Annotated in this window: 18 protein-coding genes; 14 read left to right on the top strand and 4 right to left on the bottom strand. The window is 63.3% G+C overall.

What is annotated here, in order from left to right; genetic code table 11:
* Positions 1-77 precede the first annotated feature (77 nt).
* The gene (locus ACODT0_RS11210) at positions 78-893 is read left to right on the top strand and encodes a TatD family hydrolase (protein ID WP_489041302.1); all 816 of its coding nucleotides are present in this window, start codon (positions 78-80) and stop codon (positions 891-893) included.
* 444 nt (positions 894-1337) lie between these two features.
* A complete protein-coding gene (radC, locus tag ACODT0_RS11205) occupies positions 1338-1874 on the top strand; it encodes a RadC family protein (RefSeq protein ID WP_489041301.1) in 537 nt (178 codons plus the stop codon).
* A 301-nt stretch (positions 1875-2175) separates the two neighbouring features.
* On the opposite strand, the gene ACODT0_RS11200 is transcribed toward radC, so the two are convergent.
* Together ACODT0_RS11200 and ACODT0_RS11195 are read right to left on the bottom strand one after the other, a co-directional pair.
* A complete protein-coding gene (locus tag ACODT0_RS11200; protein WP_489041300.1) occupies positions 2176-3819 on the bottom strand; it encodes a hypothetical protein in 1644 nt (547 codons plus the stop codon).
* A gap of 35 nt (positions 3820-3854) precedes the next feature.
* Positions 3855-4166 carry a hypothetical protein gene (locus tag ACODT0_RS11195; protein WP_489041299.1) on the bottom strand — a complete coding sequence of 104 codons (312 nt, stop codon included), beginning with the start codon at positions 4164-4166 and terminating at the stop codon, positions 3855-3857.
* 652 nt (positions 4167-4818) lie between these two features.
* Between ACODT0_RS11195 and ACODT0_RS11190 the strand changes: the two genes are divergently transcribed.
* The 4 genes from ACODT0_RS11190 (at position 4819) to ACODT0_RS11175 (ending at position 10090) form a co-directional block, all read left to right on the top strand.
* On the top strand, positions 4819-5643 hold the full coding sequence (locus ACODT0_RS11190) for a DUF932 domain-containing protein (RefSeq protein WP_489041298.1): 825 nt from the start codon (positions 4819-4821) through the stop codon (positions 5641-5643).
* Between the two features lie 70 nt (positions 5644-5713).
* Positions 5714-7750 carry a ParB/RepB/Spo0J family partition protein gene (locus ACODT0_RS11185; protein ID WP_489041297.1) on the top strand — a complete coding sequence of 679 codons (2037 nt, stop codon included), beginning with the start codon at positions 5714-5716 and terminating at the stop codon, positions 7748-7750.
* A gap of 295 nt (positions 7751-8045) precedes the next feature.
* Complete coding sequence (locus ACODT0_RS11180) at positions 8046-8873, top strand: hypothetical protein (RefSeq protein ID WP_489041296.1); 828 nt, start codon at positions 8046-8048, stop codon at positions 8871-8873.
* 902 nt (positions 8874-9775) lie between these two features.
* Positions 9776-10090: a DUF736 domain-containing protein gene (locus tag ACODT0_RS11175; RefSeq protein ID WP_489041295.1), complete on the top strand. Its 315-nt coding sequence runs from the start codon at positions 9776-9778 to the stop codon at positions 10088-10090.
* 66 nt (positions 10091-10156) lie between these two features.
* On the opposite strand, the gene ACODT0_RS11170 is transcribed toward ACODT0_RS11175, so the two are convergent.
* Entirely contained in the window at positions 10157-11944 is a 1788-nt protein-coding gene (locus tag ACODT0_RS11170; RefSeq protein WP_489041294.1) for an SIR2 family protein, read from the bottom strand.
* The gene (locus ACODT0_RS11165) at positions 11941-12231 is read right to left on the bottom strand and encodes a helix-turn-helix domain-containing protein (protein WP_489041293.1); all 291 of its coding nucleotides are present in this window, start codon (positions 12229-12231) and stop codon (positions 11941-11943) included. Before ACODT0_RS11165 ends, ACODT0_RS11170 begins: the two co-directional genes overlap by 4 nt.
* 317 nt (positions 12232-12548) lie before the next feature.
* Here ACODT0_RS11165 and ACODT0_RS11160 point away from each other — a divergent pair, with 317 nt between their 5' ends.
* The 8 genes from ACODT0_RS11160 (at position 12549) to ACODT0_RS11125 (ending at position 17588) form a co-directional block, all read left to right on the top strand.
* The gene (locus ACODT0_RS11160; protein ID WP_489041292.1) at positions 12549-12899 is read left to right on the top strand and encodes a DUF2958 domain-containing protein; all 351 of its coding nucleotides are present in this window, start codon (positions 12549-12551) and stop codon (positions 12897-12899) included.
* Between the two features lie 361 nt (positions 12900-13260).
* A complete protein-coding gene (locus ACODT0_RS11155) occupies positions 13261-14049 on the top strand; it encodes a DUF2285 domain-containing protein (protein ID WP_489041291.1) in 789 nt (262 codons plus the stop codon).
* An 83-nt stretch (positions 14050-14132) separates the two neighbouring features.
* Positions 14133-14414 carry a helix-turn-helix transcriptional regulator gene (locus ACODT0_RS11150; protein WP_489041290.1) on the top strand — a complete coding sequence of 94 codons (282 nt, stop codon included), beginning with the start codon at positions 14133-14135 and terminating at the stop codon, positions 14412-14414.
* A 26-nt stretch (positions 14415-14440) separates the two neighbouring features.
* Positions 14441-15286 carry a replication initiator protein A gene (locus ACODT0_RS11145; protein WP_489041343.1) on the top strand — a complete coding sequence of 282 codons (846 nt, stop codon included), beginning with the start codon at positions 14441-14443 and terminating at the stop codon, positions 15284-15286.
* A 289-nt stretch (positions 15287-15575) separates the two neighbouring features.
* The gene (parA, locus tag ACODT0_RS11140) at positions 15576-16214 is read left to right on the top strand and encodes a ParA family partition ATPase (RefSeq protein ID WP_489041289.1); all 639 of its coding nucleotides are present in this window, start codon (positions 15576-15578) and stop codon (positions 16212-16214) included.
* The gene (locus ACODT0_RS11135; RefSeq protein WP_248047096.1) at positions 16211-16462 is read left to right on the top strand and encodes a chromosome partitioning protein ParB; all 252 of its coding nucleotides are present in this window, start codon (positions 16211-16213) and stop codon (positions 16460-16462) included. Before parA ends, ACODT0_RS11135 begins: the two co-directional genes overlap by 4 nt.
* On the top strand, positions 16459-17004 hold the full coding sequence (locus tag ACODT0_RS11130) for a DUF2840 domain-containing protein (protein WP_489041288.1): 546 nt from the start codon (positions 16459-16461) through the stop codon (positions 17002-17004). Before ACODT0_RS11135 ends, ACODT0_RS11130 begins: the two co-directional genes overlap by 4 nt.
* On the top strand, positions 17001-17588 hold the full coding sequence (locus tag ACODT0_RS11125) for a S26 family signal peptidase (protein ID WP_489041287.1): 588 nt from the start codon (positions 17001-17003) through the stop codon (positions 17586-17588). The genes ACODT0_RS11130 and ACODT0_RS11125 overlap by 4 nt, the downstream gene beginning before the upstream one ends.
* Positions 17589-17721 lie beyond the last annotated feature (133 nt).

Here is a 17721-nt window from a genome sequence, read left to right as displayed (position 1 = left end):
GGATGTCATCGAGTTGCACTACCGCAGTACCGGAACTGAGTGCAGATGCCCCCCTTCGGCACCCGTACCATCGACGCATGAGCACAGGATCAGGATCCGAACATAGGCAGCTGGTCGACATCGGCGTCAACTTCCACTCAGCGCAATTGGTGTCGCTGACTGACCAATTGTTGCTGCGTGCGCGGGGGGCAAACGTGATCCAGATGCTGGCCACAGGCACATCGCTGGCGTCCAGTCGTCTGGCCCTTGAGCTCGCAAGAGCCCATCCGGGCACCGTCTTCGCAACCGCGGGGATACACCCCCATGGCGCCAAGTCGTACGACCCGAGCACCTTCCACGAACTAGCCGAGCTCTGGAAATGTCCAGAGGTTGTGGCTGTTGGAGAGTGCGGCCTCGACTACAACCGCAACTTTTCGACTCCCCAGGCACAGCGCCTGGCGTTCGAGCAGCAGCTATCAGTGGCTGTAGACACTGGCAAGCCGCTTTTTCTTCATTGCCGCGACGCCTTCACCGATTTCCACGACATGCTTGCCTCTGTGGTGGCCGACGGAGCGCGCGGCGTCGTGCACTGCTTCACGGGCAACCGCACGGAAGCGGAAGCCTTTCTCGCGATGGGGCTCGACATTGGCATCACGGGCTGGGTCACAGATCTCCAACGCGGCCAAGCACTTCGCGAAGCCCTGCCAGCCATTCCGATGGATCGACTGCACCTTGAAACGGATGCTCCTTATCTGTTCCCGAAGAACGCCAAAACGCGTCGTGGGCACAACGAGCCGGCGAATCTTCCCTGGGTCGCGGCAAGCGTGGCCGAGCTCCTGGGCTGCGACGTCGACGAGATCATTCAGGCCTGCAGTTCCAATAGCCGACGGATGTTCGGCCTTCCAGGCAATTGACAGGGCTTCGGCCCCTCTGCTCGATGCGCATGACATGCTCGGCGCGCCGCAGGCACACTTTCAGCGCGAGCAGGCTCGGTCATAAGCGAATCTCCTGGCAAGTTGGTCCAACACCAAACCAAGCACCGTGCCTCCCCGGCGATGCCGGGCCGCGCTGTACGTGCTGCGCATCGAGCCACCTGCGGCGTCTCGCCCCTTCGGCTCCCATCGCTGATGCCTTCGCGGCGGTGCCGCTGCGCGCTGCGCTTGCCAGTGCGATGCGGGCGCGCTGTGGGTGGGGGCTGGCTTGCTGTTCCCTTCATCCTTGCACACCGTTCTCGTGGTCAAGGTCTGCGCGTGCTGCGCACGCTGGCGTCCTGCCGGCCGTCTTCGAACCTGTGACAGCTGCGCTGCGGCGTGCCGGTTCCGGTCTCGGGCAATCCCGCCCGATCACTGGAGTTCGCCATGTCGCACGACCTGTTCTCTTCCCTCGATTCCTTCGTTGCCGTTGCCTCTGCCGCTTCTTCACTGCTCGTTCGCGATGTCGGCGGCGAGTACCGTCCTGCCGATGCTGACGAGGTGCTGCAGGCCGCGCAACGGGTGCTAGCGGCGCGGGTGCGTGGGACCGATGTGCTGACGTCGCCGGCCGTGGTCAAGGACTTCCTGCGGGCACGGCTGGGGAATCTGCCGCATGAAATCTTCGCTGTGGTGCACCTGGATGCGCAGCACCGGGTGCTCGACTACGTGGAGATGTTTCGGGGCACGGTGAGCCAGACGTCGGTGTATCCGCGGGAGGTGGTCAAGGACGCGCTGAGCCGGAATTCAAGCGCTCTGCTGCTGGTGCACAACCATCCCAGTGGTTCGACGGAGCCGTCGCGGGCGGACGAGCATCTGACGCAGACGCTGAAATCTGCGGCGGCGCTGATCGACGTGCGGGTGCTGGATCACCTGATCGTGGCGGGCGACTCGGTCCTGTCGATGGCAGAAAAGGGGCTCATGTAGGCAACGAGGGCTTCGGCCCTCTTTTTTCTTTTCATCGTGCGCGCTGCGCGCGTGTGCTGGGTTCCGGGGATTGGCTCATTTGCACATCCCCGCCACACCTTGCTTGGCACTCTTGTCATGCGGCCGAGGGCGCCATTATTTGACCAGCCATACAGCAAGGTGCGCCGAGGTAAAGCAGGAGCGAGACGTCCAGCCGATCTCGCAGTGACGACGGTGTCCGATCTTTTCGTCGTCCTTCAGTTCTTTTCTTGTATGTACGTGGAAGGCGTCGTGTGCCGGGCCGCATTCGGCCGGTCACAAGTCACTGGGGCTGCAGGCTACGGCCGTAGCCCTTTGCCAAGCGCAGCGCCATCTCTGGGAAGAGGATGCCGAGCACGGCGTCATAGCGCACAGGCCGCAGGTGCGTCTCGTCGCCAGCATCCACCTTGTCGATGATGCCTTGCCGCCATGACGCATAGCGCTCGGCTTGCTTCGAAGTGAACCGGGTCTCCAATCCATAGGCCTTGACGGCCATGGGGTACAGCGTGTGCCATTGCTGGTAGCCGGGGCCGCTTTGCGTGATGGCGTTGAGCACTTGGTACCCGGTATCGAATGCATAGCCGATGCCCCGGTTGTGCTGGATCGACAGCAGCCGTGAAACGATGCCAGCCACACCCAGCATCTCCGGGTCGGCGGCGCCCGAATAGCCGTGCGCGGCAAGGGCTTCTGCGGCTTCCATGAGCCGCAGCCAGGGTTCGCTGTCCTTTTCCAGTAGCGCAGGCGCTGGTCCCTCTCCTCGGTGTGCCCGCCGGGCTTTGTCGATGCGGGTATTGGCGTCTTGAAATTCCGTGGCGGCGGCCAGATAGATCACGACCCATTCCGATGCTGGCGTCGCGAGCAGTCGGGGACGCCGCAGTTCGGCCAGGCGCTCTTGAAAGCGGACCGTGACCGGATGCTGGTCCAGTTCCGCTTCGAGTATCTGACGGCAGAGCCGCCAGGTCGGGTGATGAACCCAGCGCTTGCCGATGGTCTCGTTCACCACCAGATGGCGCAGGCCTTCCCGGGTCACCCGGCCGCCGAGCGACCCTATGTCGATTTCCAGCGTCGGCAGGTTGAGTTCCTGGATGCGGCGCAGCTTTTCCTGATCAATGCCGTGGGTCACGGTGACTTCGATCAGCACGGTCCGGGGCCACTGCTGGCTGCTGTGAGTGTCTTCCGTGAGTTCTTCGAAGGCTCCATCAAGCCAGGTTTCGGTGAACCCGTAGATATAGGGCCGTGGCTCGCGCAAGGTGCAGATGACGTCGGGGACGATGCTGCCCTGGCGTTGCTCCAACTGGGTGTTTTCCAGTGGCAGCGTCTCGGGTGATGTTCCCCACTGAGCGCGAAGCGTGTTGTCCTCCCATTCGTCGCCGAATTCGTCGGGTGCGTAGCGGGTCACTTCGACATAGAAGCCGGGCGTCGTGATCTGCGACGCCTGTTCCAGGATCGCTTTGACTTCACTGTGCAAGAGGGTCTCGCGACGCCATTGCTGAGCGACGGATGGATCCAGGTCCAAGGGCAGATCCTGATGAAACATTGCCTCGTCCGTATCCCCCCAGGCATCCATGGCTTCCTGCGCGACCTGGTGGGCCCGCGTGCTCGCGGTCGCGTGCAATGCCTGGTCGCTCCAATGCGCGCACCAGCGCATGTCCGGAAGCAGGCGCAACCGTGCACGAATCTCATCCGGCGACATCATCGCAATAGCGGGGTCGGAAAGGGATAGCGTGACGATGGCCCGCCCACGGCCATCGCTGCCTGCATCGCGTTGCCCGGTGAGATCGACGATGAGTTCCCGGCCATCTGGCAGCGTCAACAGCGCCGTGGCGTGATCATTAAGTACGGCGCTGACAATGGAAATACGCTCCTCGCCTGTCTCTGCCCAGCCCTCATAGCCCTGGCCGCTGAAGCCAGTGGCGGAGGCCGACATTCTGCGTCTGGGTAGATCGATTAAGCCCCGCTCCTTCAAGTGTCGAATCGCGGCCAGCCGCGCGGCAACGAGGGTGCAGTCATCTTTCTGGGCGCCCTTGGGGTGGCGGAAATGTGCGTGGGATTCCTGCGCAGAGGTTGCCCCGCCAACACCGGCGTCAGCGACAGATCGCAGGCCGGGCATTGGCATTCGGCACCTTCTTCGACGACCTCAGGGTCGTGGATGTAGCGCGGTTCGCCGGTGCGTGCGTCGTGCGCCCACTTCAGCGGCACGACGGCCGCATTGGGCGCGGGACGAGCCGGTGCGGTATCGGTTTCCACCTGCCAGATGCTCGAACCTTGCGCCATTGCCACCCCTGTGTTGCGGGAAATTCATCCGCGCCTCATTTGTGGGCGCTGGCCGTGTTGGTTACGGCCGGTGCACGGAGTGTGATGCGGAATGCTGTGCTGACAAGGATGCTACGGACGTTGGCAGTGTCGCACTCCATCCTGGGCGTCTCCGGCCATGGAGATAGGGCCGGGCGCGCTGTCGTGCTGCGCATCGAGCCACCCTGCCCTGCGGTCCTGGCGTCTCGCCCCCTTCGGGCTTCCATCGTTCCCTCGCTGCTCGGCTGACGCCTACGGCCCGGCTTCCAGCTTCGGGCCTGCGCGCTTCGCTTGCGTGCGGTCGGCACAAAGGGATGGCCGTTGCCTGTCCGGCCGTCTTCCCTGAACTCATCACCTTCTTCGCGACAGTAGCCCGCGTCCGTGTGCCGTCAAGGCGCGCAGGGCCGTGTCCTCGGCTGCGCCTGCGGGCCGCACCAACCCTGCGCTTGCCTCCTTGACGGCCCCCGTCCACGAGCTCCCTTCCGTCGCGGGCGATGAACTCAGGAAAGACGGTGGCAACGAGGCCAACCGGGTTCTTCGTGCCGACCGCACCGAACAGCCGAAAGGCCGGGCTTCGAATCTAGGAATCCGGTGTGCGGTTTCTTCAACAGCCAACCTTGTCAGGAGAAAGACCATGCAACTTGCTTCCCGCTTCGCTTCCCGTTCGCCGGTGCTGCGCTCGGAACATCCCTTGTCGGATGACCAAATCCGCGCCGTGGCGCCGTCCATCTTCGCGGGCGCCCCGCACGGTAGCCGCTCGGAACGGTACAGCTACATCCCCACCGCCACCGTGCTGCAAGAACTGCGCGGCGAAGGTTTCACGCCTTTCATGGTGTGCCAGACCCGCGTGCGGCAAGACGACCGCCGTGACTACACCAAGCACATGATCCGACTGCGCCACGCCAGCCAGATCAATGGCCGCGAGGCCAACGAAATCATCTTGCTGAACTCGCACGATGGAACGAGCAGCTACCAGATGCTGGCCGGGATGTTCCGTTTCGTGTGCAGCAACGGACTGGTGTGCGGCGACACCGTGGCCGATGTGCGCGTACCTCACAAGGGCGACGTAGCCGGGCACGTCATTGAGGGCGCTTACGAAGTCCTGCGGGGTTTCGACCGCGCGCAGGAATCCCGCGAGGCCATGCAAGGCATCACGCTGGACGCCGGGGAATCGGAAGTGTTCGCCCGCGCCGCCCTGGCTCTCAAGTACGAGGACGACAAGCCCGCGCCCGTCACGGAAAACCAAATCCTGATGCCGCGCCGCGTGGATGACCGCCGCGCCGACTTGTGGAGCGTATTCAACCGCACGCAGGAAAACCTCATCAAGGGCGGCTTGCATGCCCGCGCCACCAACGGTCGCCGCCAGACCACTCGTCCGGTGCAGGGCATCGACAACGGCATTCGCTTGAACCGCGCCCTGTGGCTGCTGGCCGATGGCATGCGCGCTCTCAAAGCCTGACCCTCCCCCCGCCCAGAGGGGACGGCTTCCCCTCTATTCCTTGTTTGTTTCATTTGATTGGAGAAATACCATGAACGCCGTTAACTACACCGAAGCCCAAGCCGTCACCACTAATGCCAACGTGCTGCAAGCTACCGACCCGAGCAAGCACATGATTCTGGTTCCGCTGTCGCGGCTGGTGATGCGCCCCACGGGCCGCAACGTGCGCAGGACCCCGCGCATGTCCATCCCCGAACTGGCCGCAAGCATCCAGCGCGTGGGCCTGCTGCAAAACCTGATCGTGATTCCCGCTGCCGATGGCGAGAGTTACGAGGTGGTGGCCGGTGGCCGCAGGTTGGCCGCGTTGAAGCTGCTGGCGAAGAGACACCGCCTCGCCAAGGATTGGGAGGTACCTTGCCTGCAGGTGGCCGACGGCACGGCCCGCACCGCCAGCCTTACCGAAAACGTGCAACGCGAAGCCATGCACCCCGCAGACCAGTTTGAAGCCTTCGCCGCGCTGGTAGCCGAAGGCCGGCCCATTGAAGACATTGCAGCGGATTTCAGTGTTACGCCGCTGGTAGTGCAGCGCCGCTTGAAGCTGGCGAATGTTTCGCCACGCTTAATGGCCGACTACCGGGCCGAGGCCGTCACGCTTGACCAACTCATGGCGCTGGCCGTCACCGACGATCATGTTTCGCAAGACGCCGCGTTCTACGATGCGCCGCAGTGGCAGCGCAGTCCGTCCGCACTGCGCGAACGGCTGACCGAGCGCGAGATTGATGCTTACCGGCATCCGCTGGTGGGACTCGTGGGGCTGGACACCTACGAAGCCGCAGGCGGTGGGATTCGTCGCGATCTATTCGCCGAAGGAAATTCGGGCGTGTATCTCAACGATGCCGGGCTGCTGGAACGGCTGGCGCAAGACAAGCTGGCGGGTATCGCCGCCGAGGTGAAGACCGAAGGATGGGCATGGGTGGATGCCGCACCCGCCGCCACCTATGCCGATCTGCAAGCCTTTCAGCGCGCTCCGAGGGAACGGCGCACGCCGAGCAAGCGCAACGCCCTGCGCATCGAGAAGCTGCAAGCCAAGATGCAGGAGGTTGCCGAGGCCATTGATGCCGCGATGGATGCCGACGACGAGGACAAGGCCGAAGCTTTGCAGGAGGAAGGCGAGCGCCTGGGCCAGCAGTTGCAGGCACTGGAAGATGGCTTGCTGGGCTATGCCGCGAACGTGCGGGCCGCAGCTGGTGCCATCGTCACTATCGATCGAAACGGCGAGACCGTGATTCATCGCGGACTGCTGCGCGAAGCCGAGGCCAAGGCACTGCGGACGCTGGAGAAGCTTCGCCAAGGTTTCGGCAGCGTGGAAGGCGATGCCGAGAACGACGACGAAGGAGAGAACGACGAAGCGCCCAAGGCCACGATCTCCGACCGGCTGGCCCAACGCCTGAGCGCCCACCGCACCGCCGCGCTGCAAATCGAAGTAGCACGGCATCCGCAAGTGGCGCTGGTCGTGCTGGTGCATGGCATGGTGCAAACCGTCCTGCAGGGCAGCCACTATGGACACGACCTGCCGTTGGGCGTGCGCTTGACCGTGCAAGACCGGCTGGAAGGCATGGCCCCGGACTGGCCGGAATCGTCCGCCGCCATGGCGCTGCGTGAATTGCAGCAGACATGGAGCGGCAAGCTGCCCGAGGACAGCACCGAATTGTTCGCCGCGCTGCTGGCGATGGGGCAAGGCGAATTGGTCAAGCTACTGGCCGTTTGCGTGGCCTCAACGGTGGACGTGGTGACGCCGCGTGCCACGACGCACCAGTCCGGCAAGGAACTGGCGCAGGCCGTGGGGTTGGATATGGCAGCGTGGTGGAAACCGACCGCCGAGGGATATTTCCGGCATGTATCGAAGGCCACGATTTTGCAAGCCGTGGGCGAGTACGCGCCCGATCAAGTCGCGCGGCTGGCGAAGTTAAAGAAGGCCGACATTGCCGGCGAAGCGGAGAGGCTGGTCGATGGTACGGGTTGGATGCCCGCGATCTTCAAAGCCGAAGGGTCGCAGCATGCGGAGCAGGATAACCCGGAGGAACCAGTCGCTGTAGCGGATGAACCCGCCGAGGCATTGGCCGCTTGATCTGCGTCGAATGCAAGCGCCCTGGCCTCAACCGGGGCGCTTCGCTTTCTTTCGCGCGTGCCGTGTGGTGGATCATCGAGACGAAGGACAACCGCCATCAACACCGGCCCTTGGCTGTTTCGATCTGGGGTCAGTGGATTCAAAAATCCGGGCGCGGCAGTGGCCGCGCCCGGTATCGAATACCACCAGTCGAATCAGAACACCGCCTCCCGTGCACTTGCTCAGGCGGCGGCATTGAAAGCACTCCCACTTGCGCGCTACGTGAAAAGATCATCGCAGGCGGCACAATCCCGCAATGCCCGCAGAACCGCCAATCTCAATCGACGTTATTCGCGAATCTCTCGAACGCTCGGGATACCTGATGAGGTCTCGTGTTGTGTGCGCGCTCGCGGCGTCAGACTTCTTCGTGGAGCCGAACGTTACGCACAAAGAAAATCACGGCAGGGCACGGGGAATCGATCTCACGGCGGAAGCCGCTGGTGGACTGAATCGCCATGGTGTTTGCGTCAAGACGACGTTCGTGATCCAAACCATCAACAACGCCTATCCCATTGTTCTCCTGACGGAGCGGCCCTCGACGCCCAACGCAGACTTCGAGAGCTACATCAAGTTCGGCACGAGCCCGGCTCCTTGCCCCTTCCTCGATCTGATTCGGCCCTACGAAGAGAGGGCAGCGGACTGGCACAACCTGTTCTCGGAGATTTGCGCGTTAAGCAGGCTGTATGGCCAGGACGAATTCACGGCATGTCAACCCGACGACATCTACTCGTCACTGCTCAAGGCCAGCCAGTACACGGAGGACGAAGTAGGTGCGTTTAACGCGTGGATCACAGAGGAGACGGGGCGGTATTGGCGTTTGTTCTTCTGGCACCCGATAGTGGTCGTGAGCGGCCAACTTCTCACCGCAAAGGTGACCGCAGACGGGGCGGTGCAACTGCAAGAAGTGCCGCTTGCCAGACTGGAATTCAACTGGCACGACGGCGAAGATCGGAAAACGACGGTCGTGGAGGTCATCCGAGAGGATTTCCTGCTGGAACGCCTCGACTCGATACGCGTGCAGGACGACGCCATCGAGGCGCGCATTCACGCGATCAAGCTGAAGCACGAACCGGAAGCTGACTGACGGGAAGGAGAAGCGTTTTGGCGTCAGTCATCACCAAGTCTGTTGGTCGAAGCGAAGCTGCACCAGCGTCAACTCCAGGCCGGCATCTGCACTGATCTCCTTCCAAAAATATAGGCGCCTTGAGCGTGTCGGCGCAAATGCGCCGCCGGGCTTTGCGGGCTGCGCCCCGTGCCGTCTTTGTCGTCACGGCCATTCGGCTTCAATCCCTCACGCCTTCGCGCCTGTGGCGCTGCGCGCTTCGCTTGCCTCCAGGGGATCGGCGCAAGGCCAATCCCCACCGCGCGCAGCTTGGTGCCCCTCAAATGCCGCCGAACCGGCTGCGCCGGATCGGCCAGGTCAGCGCCCCACCACAATGGTCACGGCGCGGCGGATACGCCGTAGCTTGCTGCGGCAGGTTGTGCGTATGCGGGTCGTCCTCGACGCTTGCGGTACTCGTCCATCGTTTCGCGAAAGATGGTTCACGGACACGACGCCCGGCCTCGCTATGGAGCTTCCACGCCACCTCCCAATACCAGCCCCGCAGGGGCGGCGGCGGGGGCGTTCTCGCATGTCGTTGTTGGGTGTCACGTTGGCCCGCGTCAGGGAACGAATCGGAGAAGCCTTCGTGCGGGGATGCCGAGTTGGCCATGACTCCTTTCGGAGCGGTTCGGCCCAAGGCGTCCTTGTCTCGTTGTGAATCCTGGCGGTGGCGCGGCTGCGCCTCGGTCTTCATGGCTGCAACCGTGCGGCGAAAACAATTTCCCTGCCGCTGCGCGGCTTCCTCGCGGGACAAATTCTTTTCGCCTTCCGGTTCTCCACTGCGTTGCGACCGCAAGCGGTGCAGCCAGCCCGTCCCCCGCCGGCCGGATCACAACAAGGACGCGATGGGCGCGACCCTTGTTTAACCGAAAGGAAATTTCATCATGGCCAACATCGGCACCTTCACCGCAGACAAAGACGGCTTCACCGGCACGCTCCGTACACTGACACTCAACGTCAAGGTCAAGCTGGTTCCCAACGACAAGGGCGACAAGGAAAACGCCCCTGACTTCCGCCTCCAGGCGGCCAGTCACGACATCGGCGCAGCGTGGAAGAAGACCAGCGAAGCCGGGCGCGAGTACCTGTCCGTGAGCGTGGACGATCCTTCGTTCCCGGCGACGGTCTACGCCCGCCTGATCGAAGGCGAGGACGGCACGCACGACCTGATCTGGTCGCGCAGCAAGCCACAGGCGGCCTGACGGCCACAGCGCCCCGCCCACTGTGGCGGGGCATCTCAATTCAATGCCGATTGATTCACCGGGGGTCTACCACGACATCTTTCGGGCATAGAGCTTGAAGTTCTCTGCGAACAGTTGGAGAAAGCGCCGGCTATTCTTCGCGTATCCGGCACCCAGCAGTTCGAGGATGAACGCATCGTTCTCCAGTTCTTGCTGTAACAGCTTTGCCGATGAACTGTGCCAGCCAGCTCGCCCCATCGGCATCCATGCAAGCACGTCATTGCGTGCCGCTGCCGCTGTCGCGGCCTGTTCCAGTTGTGCCTCGTCGTTCTCGTCGAAAGCAGCGAGCGATCCCAGCATCTCGAACCGCCCAAACAACAGTTCGAAGTTTGCCTCCGCCCCACTGAAGCTTTTTCGCCATTCCGCCATCACATGAAGTAGATGATCGCTGAGTGGCGTCTTTCTTCGATCCATCCCTTCCAGTTGCTGCCATAGCTGCTGTTCCCCGCCGGACCATGCCCAAAGAAAGAGTGTCGAGACCAATTTCTTGGATTCACGATGTTCGGAAGTCAAGGTCGCCGAAAAGAGTCGGTGCAAGGTCTTCCACCGTGCGGCCTTTGTCAGTCCGATGCCGTATGCCGTAAACACGAGAACAGCTGGGTAGGAGCGAAGGTTTAACCACACGGTAGTACCGTTGCCGATCATTCCTGCGTGATGGTGCAGACTTCGCAGAACATCCAGCACCAAGCTGAATTCGACGTCGTCGCCCCACCGTCCGAGGACGCCGGCTATGCGAGCCAAAGGCTCGGTCATCGACTCATAGAGGCGTACCCTTGACCGAAAATGCTCTGGACTCCATTGGCCTTGCGGGGTGAATGCCTCGCCATCGAGTTGCACAAGCAGCCGATCGGTCTCTTGGGAGAACAACTCGTCCAGTTGGATGCGATGTTCTGGCTTGGAAAGATAGCGCTTGGCACTGTTGACGAGGAGTTCCACGCTCTGCGGGTTCTGACGCTGACTGTTCTCCAGTGTCTCGACACGCTGTTGCAGCATCTGGAAAAACTGATCGGCGCCAGTGATCGGAATGGTTCTAGCCTGCCGGTGTGTTGCGAGTTCACCAGCCCCTGTGCCCAGTGCACCGCGCGTGGCCCAATACACGGGATAGCGCCTGCTAGGCGCGCGTAGGAATGCCGCACGCAGCGCATGATCCCATTCACCGGACCAGCCACAAATGATCAGTCCATGCTCATCGAAAATCCGATCCAGCAGCCGGTTGTAGCCATCGGGATAGGCACTCAGTTCCTCATCGGTATTCAGAATGCGAGCGTCTTTGTAGTCCCCATGTAGCTTGAGCAAATAGCAGCGGCTATGCGTCAAGGGTTCTGCGCCGGCTAGCGAATCTACGGACGACACCACAGTAGGCTCGACGCCTTGCTCGCGCAAAGCGTTTTCCATGAGCCGATCAAAATTCGTCGTGACGATGACCCGCACATGCCCAGCGCGGACCAGTTGGGCGATCGCATGGTGCGCCTTTGTTGGGATCCTCCGCCCTTCCTCGCGGTCTTCTGCGCTTGCCTCTATGTAGCGATGCAGGATGGCTCGCCGTTCATCCGGTGAACTGGCGATCTCTTCCAGCAGAACAGAGTAGTTGGGCTCCTGGCCTGTCTTCTCTCTGTACCACTGTGCCCAATCGGCCTGCTCCTCGACGCCTTGCGCCGTCGCGACGCGGCGTACCAGATCGAGGGTGATTTCCCAGCCAGTCGGGATTTCTGCGGAGCGAGAGAGGCCTGAGCCTAGAAGGACGGCGAAAACCCCCTTGTTCTCGTAGACAGAGAAGGCCAGCTTGGTAACAGGGTCGTCGTGAAGAAGTGTCATTGATCGCCAGTCTTGCCGAGCTTTTCAAGCTCCAGCCGAACCTGTGCGAGAAGCTGATCGGTCTTGCGCTGGCCGCCGCCGGCATACGCCAGCGTCAACAACGTGAGCGGGTGGATCTCCATGACCTCGCAAAGCTCGGCCAACTTGTTCAGCGTCGGGCTCTTCAGGTCGCGCTCCAGCGAACTCATGTAGGTGCGGCTGGACACGTCGGAGAACGCTTCCTGGCTCAAGCCGCGCGCTTTCCTGACCGTCTTCAATGCCGTTGCCAATGAGTTCTTTGTCGCCATCCGATGGTTTCCTCCCGAAACCAAGATGACAGTCGATTGCGCCCTATAGAGCTACAATCTATAGTGTTCATCTGACGTCGCCCTATCCGCTTTCGTGCATTTACGGAGATCCGCTTCTGCGGATAACGCCAAATCCAGAGAGTCGCATCCGTGCCTTTCCTAACTTCCACAAAACCGCTTCCGCGCTTCCGTTCTTCTGCGGATTCGTGGGCTTGTGCTTTCGTGCTTCCGCACGAAAGCACGCAGCCGGGTCGGCGGTTCTGTGCTTTGGCGTACAAGCGCATCCGTGCATCGTCGGTTTCGTGGGGTTCCCAACCATGATTCAGCCGCTCATTACCGCCGACCAGCGCGCGCAGCTGCTGGCTCACGGCCAAGCCCGCGCCGCCGGCCAGAACCTCGACCTGCTGCCCGTGGTGCGGCTGTTCGCGCTGGACGCGCATGCGACCTGGCTGCTGGCTTCGCTCGATCCCGCCGATGGCGATACGGCCTACGGCCTCATTGACTTGGGGTTGGGCATGCCGGACCTGGGCACCGTGAAGCTGTCCGAGCTGGCATCCATCGTCGGACCGCTCAAGCGGCCCATCGAGCGCGACCTGTATTTCACGGCGACGCGCACGCTGTCAGACTATGCGCGGCTGGCACGCATCAACGGATCGATCATCGACTGATCGATCCGCATGGTCCGCCGCAGCGGGCTATCCAGACACAGGCAGTTGCGGCGCATTGTGTCTTTTTCGGTCTTGCTCAAGACCGTGCCGATCTCAATCGACACTCATGCACCGGAGCGGTGCGAGTCGGACGCAAACAGTCATGATCTTTCGTGCGGGCTGCGGCACCGTATCCCTTGCCGCGCACCACTTTCAGGCTGCGCAGCCGTCGCATTCGGACGATTCCAGCAACGCTTCGGAGCCCATCGGTCTTGACACTGCCAGTTTGCCCACCCCCCCATGACGTGATGGCAACGATTCCGTAGCACCCGCATTTCGATTCCCGTGGCGACGTTCCTGCAATTCAACAGGAGGTTGCGTCATGGCAGATCGAAGCACCGAACACTGGTACCCGACCGCCGCGTATCTCTACGCGCTGCACCTTGATGGCTCGGCCCTGGCCTGGGAATACCTGCGCCGTCATCCCGACTACCGGCGCGACTGGCTGAGCCGTCGCCGGCATCCGGATGCAGCGCAGCGCTGGGGCCTGCGTTTGCTGGAAGACCCCGGCTTGGATGCGCGCGACGCCCACCCGGCCTGGTTCCCTGACTACGATGCGGTGGTGCAACTCTATCCCGATGCCGACCCGCCGCCGGACGCGATGGCGTTCGAGTTCTGGCGCATCCCTGGGCACAAGCACTTGATCCACGATGGCCGGCGCCTGGTGTTGGTGACACGCTGGCCAGGCTGCTGCCTGCGCCTGGCCTTCGCGCCGGGCCTGGACGATGGCATGGCCTACGCCTATGCCATCCGTGCTTGCGCCACGCCTTGCGCCCGCTATCGCGCGCTTGCCGCAGAGCTGGACAAGCTGGCCGCCAATGCCGTGCCAGCGACGGCCCGACCGCGGCCCTCTCCGGCCGCGCTGTTGGAATTGCACACCTTGCAGGCGCTCGACGCCGCCCTGGCGGGGGCGTCCTTGCGCGAGACAGCCGAAGGGCTGTTCGGCGCCGATGCGGTGGCCGAGGGCTGGTACACCGATGGCGGCCTGCGCTCCAAGATGCGCCGCCTAGTGCAGCGTGGCAAAGAGCTGATGCGCGGCGGCTACCGCCGCCTGGCACAGCTCGAACCGCCTGGCGAGGGTCGTTCTGCATCCCCTGCAAAGCGACCCTGAGCAGGACGCGCTGTCTTCTTGAGACTGCCTCCATCCGGCCGCGCTGTGTGGCCGGGCTTTCCTGATCGATGGAGGTTCACACCATGAGACCAGCTCCCTTGCGGCCTGCTGCCGCTGCTGTCACCCCGACCGCGCAACCCCAACGCTACCTCACCAACGACGAAGCCGCCGACTACCTGCGGCTGTCGCCGCGCACGCTGGAGAAGCAGCGCGTGATCGGTGGTGGGCCGCGCTTTCGCAAGTTCGGTCGGCGCGTCATGTACGCCGTGGCCGACCTCGACGTCTGGGCAGATAGCCGCAGCTTCGAGGCCACTTCCGACCCCGAGTACGCCGAGCACCATTCGGCTGACAGCCGTGCGCGCTGATCGGCGGCGTGCCGGTAGCCATCGCCATGTCCGGCCCGCCAGGGCAAGCCTTGCGGCCCCGCGAACAGCTCGACCTGTTCCGTGCGCTGCCCGGCGACATGGCGCCGCGCGACAGCCAGGACTTGATGGCCTATCCGTTCTTCTCGCTGGCGAAGTCGCGGCGCGTGGCGCCGATCGACTTCCGCAGCGGCAACGTCACGATCCGCGTGGAGGGAACGGCCGAGCACGGTATCGCCACGATCTGGGATGCCGACATCCTGATCTGGGCGGCCAGCCAGATCGTCGAAGCCAAGGATGCGGGGCTGCGCCCTTCGCGGCTGATGCAGGCCACGCCCTACGAGATCCTGCGCTTCATCGGGCGCGGCAAGTCGCTACGCGACTACCAGCGCCTCAAGGCCGCGCTGGATCGCCTGCAATCGACCACGATTGCCACGTCGATCCGCGAGACGACCGGCAGGCGTCTGCATCGCTTCTCGTGGATCAACGAGTGGAAGGAGCTAGCCGATGCCAATGGCGTGCCACTGGGCATCGAGCTAATCCTGCCGGACTGGTTCTATGCGGGCGTGCTGGACGCGGCACTGGTGCTCACCATCGACCCTGCCTATTTCAAACTCACGGGTGGCATCGAGCGTTGGCTGTACCGCTTGGTGCGCAAGCACGGCGGCAAGCAGCCCGGTGGATGGCAGTTCGACTTCCGGCATCTGCACCGCAAGTCGGGCAGCACGGCCAAGCCCCACGACTTCGCCTGCGATCTGCGCGCCTTGGTGGTACGGCAATCGCTGCCCGGCTACATCCTGGGCATCGAGCGCATGCGGGACGACGGGGCGGAGTTGCTGACCTTCAGGCCCGTGCCGCGAACGGCACGGGGATAACTCTGGTACAGCCTGTGAATGGCCTCGTGCTATCAGGCGTGCGGGGCATCGTGCTACCGGACGTGTCCCTGTCGTGCTATCAGGCGTGCCAAACGGCCGCAAACCAAGCAATGGTGCGGCTTCCAGCCTCCCTTAACTTTCCTAACTTCAGATACCTAACTTTTAGTAGAGGCGCGCCGTTTCGGTGGACAACTGCTGAAAGCCAGAGAGAACGGCAAGTCCGAAGCCAAAACCAAAGACGTTTTGCAAGACAGAACCAGGCGAGCACTCCAAGCAGGAGGACCGCTCCATGATCATTGCCTTGCTCAATCAGAAAGGCGGCGTGGGAAAGACCACGCTCGCCACGCACATCGCGGGCGAACTGGCGATGCGGGGCCAATCGGTCATTCTGTTGGATGCCGATCCGCAAGGTTCATCGCTGGACTGGACGCAGCGCAGAAGTCAGCAAGGTCTGCCCAGGCTGTTCAGCGCCGTGGGCCTGGCACGCGAAACACTGCACCAGGAGGCCCCGGAACTCGCCAGACGGGCCGATCACGTCATCATTGACGGACCACCTCGTATCGCCGCCTTGGCGCGCTCAGCGCTGTTGGCGGCCGAGCGTGTGCTGATCCCGGTGCAGCCCAGCCCTTACGACCTATGGGCCAGTGCCGAGATGGTGGAGCTGATCCGTGAAGCGCAGGTGTTTCGGCCTGCGCTACTTGCAGCCTTCGCCATCAACCGGCGTGTCAGCACCACCATCATCGGCCGGGAGGCTCGGCAGTCGTTGGCCGAACAGCCGCTGCCTGCACTGCGTTCGGAAGTGCGCCAGCGCATTGTCTTTGCTGACAGCGTAGCCGCCGGCCGGCTCGCCCGCGAGACGGCGCCCAACAGCGCCGCCGCGCGCGAGATCGCCGCACTCACCGACGAACTGCTGCGGTGGCCGACATGACGAATACGCGCGGCAAACGTATCGGCATCGGCGCTCGCCCGCCTGCGAATCCGCACGCTGAGGCGTGGATTCGCCAGGGTGACGCCGATGCCCTGCAAAAGGGCGACCTCTACACCGCGCGCCTGACCCTCGACATCACGCCCGCCATGCGAGCGCGCATCAAGGTGTCGGCCTTCACGCGTGGCGTGACGGTGGCCGAAATGCTGCGCGCACTGCTCGAGCGCGAGTTTCCGGAGAACTCCCAATGAACGTAGAACCTTCGGCGGCCACGGCTGCCACAACCGACACTAATCCGCCTTCGCTCGCGATGCTCGCCAGACGGGCCGGCACCGTACCGTTGACCCGCGTATCGCTCGCCTACGTCGAGCGGCGCATCGACCTCTATTTGCGCTTCGGCGAACCGTCACGCATCGTCCGGCTTGACCAATGGCGTCGTGTCGCGGTGTTCTTGCCGGGAGCCTTGTTTTGCCGCATCCGGTGGCAGGCCAATGACTACGGCACCATCCGTTGGGAACTCATGGTGATGCAGGCCTGCGCGTCGCTGGATTCAGTGCAGCGTATCTCCGGCGTGCTGCCAGGTGCCCGGTTGCTGCTGCACGCCGACGGTGAACCCGCCGTCCGCACCGTGTTTGCGCAGCTCGACGCCATCGAGGCGCTAGGCATTGCGCCAGCCGACGTGTCGCCCGCGTACTGGCGAACGCTCGGCAACCGGCTTGCTGCGCGCTTGCCGCTACCCGAGTACACCGCCGAGCGACATGCAGCCTGGCTGGCCAGGGGGACGTTGCCATGACGACCCTTTCCACCTCTAACATTGCGCCGCATCCTCGCTCGCGCCTACGCGCTCGCATCGTGCTGACGGGCGTTGCCGCTGCCGGCCTCGCTGCGCTGGTCTGGGCAGCGTTCGTGTCGCCGCTACCGCGTCTGACCTACAACCCGTCCGACAGTGTGGCGGTCGGCTGGTATCGCATCGAACCGTTCAGCCATCGGTCCGCCTCGCAGCCACGTCCGTTGTCCGTAGGCAGCATCGTGCTCGTCTCACTGCCGACCGTAGCTGCCGCACTCGCTGCGCAGCGCGGCTACCTGCCGACGCGCGTTCCGCTGCTTAAGCGCGTGGGTGCCGTGTCGCCGCAGGAGGTGTGCGTCGCGGGCGGCATCGTTCGCATCGACGGCGTGCCTGCGGCCACCGTGCTGTCAGCCGACCGGTTGGGCCGCCCTCTGCCATCCTGGCAGCAGTGCCGCCGTCTCGAATCTGGCGAACTGTTCCTGTTGAGCGTGACCAACCCGGCGTCGTTCGACAGCCGCTACTTTGGGCCGATCGCTGCATCCACCGTGATCGGTGTTGCGCATCCGGTCTGGCTGGAGAGACTTCCATGATGGCCGCCAATTCGCTGCACGTTCTCGTGCATCTCATCGTGCCATCGGGTATGGCGTGCCGCTGGTCATCACCGTGTCGTCGCGCGTGCAGTGCGTACGCATTCGCGCCGCACTTCGCGCAACATCCGCCGCC

The sequence above is a fragment of the Variovorax sp. FG153 genome, from assembly GCF_057809595.1.
This window is presented reverse-complemented; position numbering and strand designations above follow the sequence as displayed.

Excerpts from the sequence above, each read along its gene's own strand:
- ACODT0_RS11210 (WP_489041302.1), top strand. The coding sequence starts at position 78 with ATGAGCACAGGATCAGGATCCGAACATAGGCAGCTGGTCGACATCGGC.
- radC (WP_489041301.1), top strand. The coding sequence starts at position 1,338 with ATGTCGCACGACCTGTTCTCTTCCCTCGATTCCTTCGTTGCCGTTGCC.
- ACODT0_RS11200 (WP_489041300.1), bottom strand. The coding sequence starts at position 3,819 with ATGTCGGCCTCCGCCACTGGCTTCAGCGGCCAGGGCTATGAGGGCTGG.
- ACODT0_RS11195 (WP_489041299.1), bottom strand. The coding sequence starts at position 4,166 with ATGGCGCAAGGTTCGAGCATCTGGCAGGTGGAAACCGATACCGCACCG.
- ACODT0_RS11190 (WP_489041298.1), top strand. The coding sequence starts at position 4,819 with ATGCAACTTGCTTCCCGCTTCGCTTCCCGTTCGCCGGTGCTGCGCTCG.
- ACODT0_RS11185 (WP_489041297.1), top strand. The coding sequence starts at position 5,714 with ATGAACGCCGTTAACTACACCGAAGCCCAAGCCGTCACCACTAATGCC.
- ACODT0_RS11180 (WP_489041296.1), top strand. The coding sequence starts at position 8,046 with ATGCCCGCAGAACCGCCAATCTCAATCGACGTTATTCGCGAATCTCTC.
- ACODT0_RS11175 (WP_489041295.1), top strand. The coding sequence starts at position 9,776 with ATGGCCAACATCGGCACCTTCACCGCAGACAAAGACGGCTTCACCGGC.
- ACODT0_RS11170 (WP_489041294.1), bottom strand. The coding sequence starts at position 11,944 with ATGACACTTCTTCACGACGACCCTGTTACCAAGCTGGCCTTCTCTGTC.
- ACODT0_RS11165 (WP_489041293.1), bottom strand. The coding sequence starts at position 12,231 with ATGGCGACAAAGAACTCATTGGCAACGGCATTGAAGACGGTCAGGAAA.
- ACODT0_RS11160 (WP_489041292.1), top strand. The coding sequence starts at position 12,549 with ATGATTCAGCCGCTCATTACCGCCGACCAGCGCGCGCAGCTGCTGGCT.
- ACODT0_RS11155 (WP_489041291.1), top strand. The coding sequence starts at position 13,261 with ATGGCAGATCGAAGCACCGAACACTGGTACCCGACCGCCGCGTATCTC.
- ACODT0_RS11150 (WP_489041290.1), top strand. The coding sequence starts at position 14,133 with ATGAGACCAGCTCCCTTGCGGCCTGCTGCCGCTGCTGTCACCCCGACC.
- ACODT0_RS11145 (WP_489041343.1), top strand. The coding sequence starts at position 14,441 with ATGTCCGGCCCGCCAGGGCAAGCCTTGCGGCCCCGCGAACAGCTCGAC.
- parA (WP_489041289.1), top strand. The coding sequence starts at position 15,576 with ATGATCATTGCCTTGCTCAATCAGAAAGGCGGCGTGGGAAAGACCACG.
- ACODT0_RS11135 (WP_248047096.1), top strand. The coding sequence starts at position 16,211 with ATGACGAATACGCGCGGCAAACGTATCGGCATCGGCGCTCGCCCGCCT.
- ACODT0_RS11130 (WP_489041288.1), top strand. The coding sequence starts at position 16,459 with ATGAACGTAGAACCTTCGGCGGCCACGGCTGCCACAACCGACACTAAT.
- ACODT0_RS11125 (WP_489041287.1), top strand. The coding sequence starts at position 17,001 with ATGACGACCCTTTCCACCTCTAACATTGCGCCGCATCCTCGCTCGCGC.